Origin of the sequence: Streptomyces sp. NPDC000151 (assembly GCF_040301705.1) — a bacterium.
Classification (GTDB): Bacteria; Actinomycetota; Actinomycetes; order Streptomycetales; family Streptomycetaceae; genus Streptomyces.
Genome location: NZ_JBEPFC010000039.1, coordinates 42,178 through 49,194, shown reverse-complemented (window position 1 = coordinate 49,194; position 7,017 = coordinate 42,178). Strand labels below are relative to the sequence as shown.

The following is a 7,017-nucleotide window of genomic DNA, read 5'->3' as shown; positions in this document are numbered from 1 at the left end:
GGCGGTTCTCGCGCGGTGCGGGGGCGTCGTCCTCGGCGTCCGCGTCCGCGTCGCCGCCGGAGAAAAAGGCGTGCTCCGGCTCCGGTTCGGGCCGGGCCGACTCCGCCTCGTCCTGCCAGGGCGCGTCGTGCCCCGCCGGCTGCCAGTCGTCGCCCTGCGGGCCCGGGGGCACGACGGGCATCGGCGCCGTCTGGTCGTGTCTCAGCTGCTGGGGCTGGTGCGGGGGCGGGTAGCCGTCGTGCGTGCCGTAGTAGTCCGGCGCCGCGCCGCCGTAGGGGTCCGGCTGCCGGCCGTAGGGGTCGGGCTGCTGCCCGCCGTACGGGTCGTACGGCACGCCGCCGGGCTGCCCGGCCTGGCCGTACGCGTCGTACTGGTACTGGTGCTGCTGCTCCGGCCCGGGGGCGTCCCAGCCCGGCTGCTGCTGCCCCGCGTAAGGGTCCTGGTTCCCGTAGGAAGCCTGGCCGCCGTAGGCACCCTGGTCGCCGTAGGACTCTCCGTAGAGAGGGTCCTCGGGATGCCAGGGTTCGGAGCCGTAGCCCCGGCCGTACTCAGTCATCGATCCCCTAGAGCCGCGAGGCGGTGCGCTCCGTGGTCGGCAGCGCGCCTGACGTACTACTGACCGCCTCTTCTTGCGCGCGCCACTGTTCGAACGCGGCCGGTCGCGCGGAACGTTACCGTACCGCGATCAGCCGCCCGCCTCGACGCTCTCACCAGGGACCTGTCCGGACGTGCGTTCGGTTTCCAGGGCGCTCTGCAGAATGACCACGGCCGCCGCCTGATCGATGGCGGAACGTCCCTTCTTGGCCTTCACACCGGAGGCGCGCATCCCCTGGGCCGCGGTGACCGTCGACATCCGCTCGTCCACCAGCCGTACCGGCACCGGCGCGATGTTCGCCGCCATCTGCTGCGCGAAGGCCCGCACCTTGGCCGCGGCCGGCCCCTCTCCCCCGTTCAGGGAGCGGGGCAGGCCGACGACGACCTCCAGCGGTTCGTACTCCTCGATGATCGCCTTCAGGCGCCGGTGGGCGGCCGGGACGTCGCGTCCCGGCACGGTCTCCACCGGTGTCGCGAGGACCCCGTCGGGGTCGCACGAGGCGACCCCGATGCGGGCGTCCCCGACGTCGACGGCGATCCGCCTGCCACGTCGCATGGAGCTCACGTACCTCAGCCCGCCTGGGCGACGAGGCGCTCGACGGCCTCGAGGGCCTCGGGCACGGCCGCGGCGTTCTGGCCGCCGCCCTGGGCGACGTCCGGCTTGCCGCCGCCACCGCCGCCGAGGGTCTTGGCGGCCGTACGGACCAGGTCACCGGCCTTGATGCCGCGCTCGCGGGCCGCCTCGTTGGTGGCGATCACGGTCAGCGGGCGGCCGTTGGCCACCGAGAACAGGGCGACCACGGCGGGGCGGTCGCCGGGGATGCGGCCGCGCACGTCGAGGACGAGCTTGCGCAGGTCGTCGGCGGAGGTGCCGTCGGGCACCTGGCCGGAGGCCAGCGCGATGCCGCCCACGTTCTTGGCGCCCTCGGCGAGCCCGGCGGCGGCCTGCAGGACCTTCTCCGCGCGGAACTGCTCGATCTGCTTCTCGGCGTCCTTGAGCTTGGCCAGCACGCCGGAGATCTTCTCGGGCAGTTCCTCGGGCCGGCCCTTGACCAGCTCGGTCAGCTGCGAGACGACCGTGTGCTCGCGGGCCAGGAAGTTGTACGCGTCGACGCCGACCAGGGCCTCCACGCGGCGCACGCCGGAGCCGATGGAGGACTCGCCGAGCAGCTTCACCAGGCCCAGCTGGGCGGTGTTGTGGACGTGCGTGCCGCCGCACAGCTCCTTGGAGAAGTCGCCGATGGTCACGACGCGCACGCGCTCGCCGTACTTCTCGCCGAACTCGGCGATGGCGCCCTGCTTCTTGGCGTCGTCCATGCTCATCACCTCGGCGGTGACGTCCAGTTCGCGCGAGAGGACCTCGTTGATCTTCTGCTCGACGTCCGTGAGGACCGTGCCGGGCACGGCGGTCGGCGAGCCGAAGTCGAACCGGAAGCGGCCCGGGGAGTTCTCCGAACCGGCCTGGGCGGCCGTGGGGCCGAGGGCGTCGCGCAGCGCCTGGTGGGTCAGGTGGGTGGCGCTGTGGGCACGGGCGATGGCCCGGCGGCGCGTGACGTCGATGGTGGCGTACGCGGGCGAGCCCACGACGACCTCGCCGACCTGCACCGAGCCCTTGTGGACGGTGACGCCCGGGACCGGCTGCTGGACGTCGCGGACCTCGATCACGGCGCCGGAGTCGGTCCTGATGCGGCCGGTGTCGGCGAGCTGGCCGCCGCCCTCGGCGTAGAACGGCGTGCGGTCCAGGACGACCTCGACCTCGTCGCCCTCGTGGGCGGCCGGCGCCGAGACGCCGTCGACCAGCAGGCCGACCACGGCGGACTCGCCCTGGGTGTTGGTGTAGCCGGTGAAGACGGTCGCGCCGGAGGCGTCGGCGACCTGGCGGTAGGCGGACAGGTCGGCGTGGCCGTGCTTCTTGGCCTGGGCGTCGGCCTTGGCGCGCTCCCGCTGCTCCTTCATCAGGCGGCGGAACCCGGCCTCGTCCACCGACAGGCCCTGCTCGGCGGCCATTTCGAGGGTGAGGTCGATCGGGAAGCCCCAGGTGTCGTGGAGCAGGAAGGCCTTCTCGCCGGCCAGCACCTTGCCGCCGGCGGCCTTGGTCTCCGTGACGGCGGTGTCGAGGATGTTCGTGCCGCCCTTGAGGGCCTTGAGGAAGGCGGCCTCCTCGGCGAGCGCGACGGTCTCGATGCGCTTGCGGTCCTGGATCAGCTCCGGGTACTGCTGGCCCATCGTCTTGATGACCACGTCGATCAGGTCGCCGACGACCGGCTCGGTGGCGCCCAGGATGCGCATGTTGCGGATGGCGCGGCGCATGATGCGGCGCAGCACGTAACCGCGGCCCTCGTTGCCGGGGGTGACGCCGTCGCCGATGAGCATCACGGACGTGCGGATGTGGTCGGAGACGACGCGCAGCGAGACGTCGCTGTCGTGCGCGGCTCCGTAGGCGACGCCGGTCAGGTCGGTGGCCTTGTCGATGACCACGCGCAGGGTGTCGGTCTCGTACATGTTCTGTACGCCCTGCAGGATCATGGCGAGGCGTTCGAGACCGAGGCCGGTGTCGATGTTCTTGCTGGGCAGCTCGCCGAGGATCTCGAAGTCCTCCTTGCCCGTGCCCGCGCCGCGCTCGTACTGCATGAAGACCAGGTTCCAGATCTCCACGTACCGCTCGTCGTTGACGGCCGGGCCGCCCTCGACGCCGAACTCCGGGCCGCGGTCGTAGTTGATCTCGGAGCACGGGCCGCAGGGGCCCGGGACGCCCATGGACCAGTAGTTCTCCTTCTTGCCGAGGCGCTGGATGCGCTCCTTGGGCACGCCGACGACCTCGTGCCAGATGCGCTCGGCCTCGTCGTCCTCCAGATAGACGGTGATCCAGAGCTTCTCCGGGTCCAGGCCGAAGCCGCCGTCGGCCACGGAGCCGGTCAGCAGCTCCCAGGCGTACTTGATGGCGCCTTCCTTGAAGTACTGGCCGAAGGAGAAGTTGCCGCACATCTGGAAGAACGTGCCGTGCCGGGTGGTCTTGCCGACCTCTTCGATGTCCGGCGTACGGACGCACTTCTGGACGCTGGTGGCCGTCGGGGCGGGCGGGGCGACCTCACCGAGGAAGTACGGCTTGAAGGGGACCATGCCCGCGTTGACCAGGAGCAGCGTCGGGTCGTCCGCGATGAGCGACGCCGACGGCACGACCTTGTGCCCACGCTCCTCGAAGAAGCTCAGCCAGCGGCGGCGGATTTCAGCCGACTCCATCAGTGGTCCTCGTTTCGGTTCGGTCCGGTTGTCCGGGTGTTACGTGTCGTGGGGTGGTGCGGTTCGAGCGCCGCGGTCCGGCGGGCGGGCGGCAGCTCGCGCGCCGCTCCGGTCTCCGTCAGACCGAGCGCTTCGTGCAACTGCTCTTCACGGTCCGCCATTCCGTCGCGTACGTCCAATGCAAATTGCCGCAGCCGGTGTCCGGTCTCCACCGCCTTGTCCGCGGCCTGTGCCGCGAGACTGTCGGGCTGGAGCTTGCGCAGTTTGCGGTGGACCTTGTTGGTGGCCCACACTCCGGCGGCTGCGCCGGTGGTGAACCAGAATGCGCGGCGGAACATCGCGTGATCAGTCCTTGGAGCGACGGGTGCGGCGCCCGCCCCGGCGGGCGGCGGGCAGGGTGCGGCCGACGACGACGGGGTGCTCGGGCTCGGGCGCGCCCTTCTTGCCGAGCGCGCGGCGGACGCCGTAGCCGAACGCCGCGACCTTGACCAGCGGGCCCCCGAAGGCGGAGGAGACGGTCGAGGAGAGCGCGGAGGCGTTGGCCGTGACCTCCTGGACGTCGGAGGCGATGGCGTCGACGCGGGCGAGCTGGGTGTGCGCGGAGCGGACGGTCGCGGAGGCGTCGGCGAGCAGCGGCACGGCCTTCTCGGACACCTCGGAGACCATCTTGGTGGTCGCCTTGAGCGTCTGCGCGAGCCTCACCAGCACGAGGGCGAGGAACGACACGAGGATCGCCCAGAAGACGGCCACGAGGATCCCGGCCACCTCTCCACCGGACACGCGCACACCACTTTCCGACTGGTTCTCTGCTTGTCTCGTCCTGCTCGATCGGCAGACTTCGACCTTATCGCGCCGGGGCTCCCGCTCCGCACCGTGTTCCCGTGTGCCACCGCGGGTTTCCGGCGCTGCGGCGGTACGGCGGACCGCGTACCGGGACAGGGCGGCGCGATTGTACGGTCTGCACACCTCCGAGTACGCTCCGTGTGCCATGCGACGATCCCGGGGACCGGACCCCGCTGCTTTCCGAGACCGCTGCCACCGCTCGCCGGCCCCGGGCAATCTGCCCGCGGAGCTGAACCGGTTCTTCGGACGCGAGGCCGAACTCGCCGAGCTGACCGACATGGTGGCGGCCACGCGGCTGGTCACGCTCACGGGCATGGGCGGGGTCGGCAAGACCCGGCTCGCCACACAGGCCGGCAGGGCCCTGACGGAACGGTTCCGCGACGGGGTGTGGCTGATCGAGCTGTCCACTGTGCAGGAGCCGCACCTGCTGGACCACGCCGTCGCCGAGTCGCTGGCGCTGGCCGACCACAGCGGCCGCCCGGCCCGCGAGGCGCTCTGCGACGACCTCGCCGACAGCGACCTGCTCCTGGTGCTGGACGGCTACGAGCAGCTGGTCGACGACTGTGCGCCGCTGGTCGCGCAGCTGCTGCGGCGGGCGCCCGGCGTGCGGGTGCTGGCAGCGGGCCGGCGCCCGCTGGGCCTGCCCGGGGAGCGGACCTACCCGCTGCCGCCGCTGCCCGACGCGGCGGCGGGCGAGCTGTTCGCCGACCGGGCCGGCTGTGTGGTCCCGGACTTCACCGTCGACGAGGCCAACAGCGCGGCGGTCGCCGAGCTGTGCCACCGGCTCGACGGCATCCCGCTCGCCCTGGAGCTGGCCGCCGGCCGGCTGCGCGCCCTCTCCGTGGAGCAGGTGCTGCGCCGCCTGGACGACCGCTTCCGGCTGCTGACCGGCACCGACCGGACCGCCCTGCCCCGCCACCGGACGCTGCGCACGGCGATCGGCTGGAGCCACGAGCTGTGCACGCCGCAGGAGCGGCTGCTGTGGGCGCGGCTGACGGTGTTCGCCGGGCAGTTCGACCTGGAGGCGGCCGAGTACGTCTGCTCGGGACCGGACCTGCCCGCCGACGAGCTGCTGGACGTGCTGACCGAGCTGGTCGCGCAGTCGGTGGTGGTCCGCGAGGAGACCCCGGTGGGGGTGCGCTACCGGATGCTGGACACCGTACGGGCCTACGGCGCGGACTGGCTGGCGGCGCTGGGCGACACCGCGCGGCTGCGGCGCCGCCATCGCGACTGGTACGTGGGACTGGCCACCTGGTGCGAGCTGGACTGGTTCGGGCCCCGGCAGGACGAGGTGGCCGCCCGCATCGACGTGGAACTGCCCAATGTGCGGCTGGCGCTGGAACACAGCCTGGAGGTGCCGGAGGAGGCGTATCTGGGGCAGTTCCTGGCCGGGACGCTGTGGTTCTTCTGGGTCGGCTGCGGCCGCCTGTCGGAGGGGCGGCACTGGCTGGAGCGGTCCCTGGCGATGCCGGCCGACCATCAGGACGCGCGGCTGAAGGCGCTGTGGGTGACCGGCTACGTCGCGGTGCTCCAGGGCGACCCGGCCGGTGCGCTGCTCGCGCTGGAGCAGTGCCGTACGGAGGCGGAGCGCGCGGGGAACGCGCGGGCCGCCGCCTATGCCCAGCACCGCCTGGGCTGCCTGGCGCTGACCGGCGACGACATGCCGCGCGCCGAGACGCTGTTGCGCGCGTCGCTGGCGGCCTACCGCGAGGTCGGCGAGCTGAACAGCAACGTGCTGATGGCGCAGGTCGAACTGGCGATGGCGGTGGCCTTCGGCGGCGATCTGGCGGCGGCCGAGGAGCTGTGCGCCGAGGTGCGGGAGGTGTGCGCGGACCACGGGGAGCGGTGGGCACAGGCGTACGCGCTGTACGTCCTGGCGTACGCGGCCTGGACGCGCGGGGACCTGGCGGGCGCGCACCGGCTGCTGACCGAGTGCCTGCTGATCGATCACGCCTTCCACGACCTGCTGGGCGTGGTGCTGGCGGTGGAGCTGCTGGCGCTGGTCACGCTGGACGAGGGGGACGCCGCGGAGGCGGCGGTGCTGCAGGGGGTCGCGGCGCGGATCTGGCCGTCGGTCGGGCCGCCGCTGTTCGGCTCCCGGTACTACAACCAGCCGCACGAACTGTGCGAGCGGCGGGCCCGCGGGGAGCTGGGCGACGCGGAGTACGAAGCGGCCGTGCGGCGGGGCCGGGCGCTGGACCTGGACGGAGCCGTCACGCGGATCCTGGGCGGTCTGCCGCGCCCGCGCGGCGGGTCGGGCGGCAGACCCCCGGAAACCGGCGAGCCCGCCGTGTCCCCTGCCGTGAACGGCGGGGAGACGGCGGGCTGAGGCAGCGCGCG

Annotated in this window: 5 protein-coding genes and 1 pseudogene; 1 reads left to right on the top strand and 5 read right to left on the bottom strand. The window is 72.6% G+C overall.

Annotation, left to right across the window (positions count from 1 at the left end; all coding sequences use genetic code 11):
- The 5 genes and pseudogenes from ABT381_RS14365 to ABT381_RS14345 all read right to left on the bottom strand — a co-directional run.
- A pseudogene (locus ABT381_RS14365) lies at nt 1-556 on the bottom strand (hypothetical protein); the annotation flags it as partial.
- Nucleotides 557-685: 129 nt separating this feature from the next.
- Complete coding sequence (gene ruvX / locus ABT381_RS14360; protein ID WP_351592874.1) at nt 686-1,150, bottom strand: Holliday junction resolvase RuvX; 465 nt, start codon at nt 1,148-1,150, stop codon at nt 686-688.
- Nucleotides 1,151-1,164: 14 nt separating this feature from the next.
- Nucleotides 1,165-3,834 (bottom strand): alanine--tRNA ligase, encoded by a 2,670-nt coding sequence (alaS, locus tag ABT381_RS14355; protein ID WP_351592871.1) that lies wholly within the window; start codon nt 3,832-3,834, stop codon nt 1,165-1,167.
- Nucleotides 3,834-4,172 carry a DUF6167 family protein gene (locus ABT381_RS14350; protein ID WP_351592868.1) on the bottom strand — a complete coding sequence of 113 codons (339 nt, stop codon included), beginning with the start codon at nt 4,170-4,172 and terminating at the stop codon, nt 3,834-3,836. Before ABT381_RS14350 ends, alaS begins: the two co-directional genes overlap by 1 nt.
- Nucleotides 4,173-4,179: 7 nt before the next feature.
- Nucleotides 4,180-4,614 (bottom strand): DUF948 domain-containing protein, encoded by a 435-nt coding sequence (locus ABT381_RS14345; protein WP_351592865.1) that lies wholly within the window; start codon nt 4,612-4,614, stop codon nt 4,180-4,182.
- 208 nt (nt 4,615-4,822) lie between these two features.
- On the opposite strand from ABT381_RS14345, the gene ABT381_RS14340 reads away from it, so the two are divergent.
- Nucleotides 4,823-7,006 (top strand): ATP-binding protein, encoded by a 2,184-nt coding sequence (locus tag ABT381_RS14340; RefSeq protein WP_351592862.1) that lies wholly within the window; start codon nt 4,823-4,825, stop codon nt 7,004-7,006.
- Nucleotides 7,007-7,017 lie beyond the last annotated feature (11 nt).

Excerpts from the sequence above, each read along its gene's own strand:
- ruvX (WP_351592874.1), bottom strand. The coding sequence starts at position 1,150 with ATGCGACGTGGCAGGCGGATCGCCGTCGACGTCGGGGACGCCCGCATC.
- alaS (WP_351592871.1), bottom strand. The coding sequence starts at position 3,834 with ATGGAGTCGGCTGAAATCCGCCGCCGCTGGCTGAGCTTCTTCGAGGAG.
- ABT381_RS14350 (WP_351592868.1), bottom strand. The coding sequence starts at position 4,172 with ATGTTCCGCCGCGCATTCTGGTTCACCACCGGCGCAGCCGCCGGAGTG.
- ABT381_RS14340 (WP_351592862.1), top strand. The coding sequence starts at position 4,823 with ATGCGACGATCCCGGGGACCGGACCCCGCTGCTTTCCGAGACCGCTGC.